This window comes from Desulfurella sp. (assembly GCF_023256235.1).
GTDB lineage: Bacteria > Campylobacterota_A > Desulfurellia > Desulfurellales > Desulfurellaceae > Desulfurella.
In genome coordinates this window covers 1-481 of the sequence record NZ_JAGDWY010000094.1, presented here as the reverse complement: position 1 = coordinate 481, position 481 = coordinate 1, and the positions used below count along the sequence as shown (strand labels likewise).

Below are 481 nucleotides of genomic sequence, written 5' to 3'. Positions count from 1 at the left end.
GATTGTGAAAAAACATTAATAAAATTAAACTTAGCAAGAAAAAACATCTTATTAGATCTAGATGATACCATTTTGCATAACGATTTTGCCGAAGAAATTTTTCCTGAATACTTCAATGGATCTGATCCTTTTAAAATAAAATTAAACATATCAAATATTGATCATCCTTTATATGAAGGAATCGATTATGAAGAATTTGATGCAAATAAAAAAATGAAATACTTTTATAAAAAAGGTAGTGCAAATGGTCCAGACAAAACACCTACTTCAAAAATTACTGAAATAGAAAAAACATTTAAAAACAAAATTAAAAATTTTTTCTTAAAGTACTCTCAAATATACAAAGATCAATTGACAAAAGATAATAAAAAACTTCTTAAAAACATTCAAAATCTTATTAACGAAAAATTTGACTTTATTTTATCAGATTTTAAAAATTTTACCGACAAACATAATTTTTTAAAAAACCAAAATGAATTAA

1 protein-coding gene is annotated in these 481 nt (G+C 21.8%); it reads left to right on the top strand.

What is annotated here, in order from left to right; translation table 11 throughout:
• The coding region (locus Q0C22_RS10180; protein ID WP_291494418.1) for a TM1802 family CRISPR-associated protein at window positions 1-481 on the top strand (481 nt) is incomplete at both ends.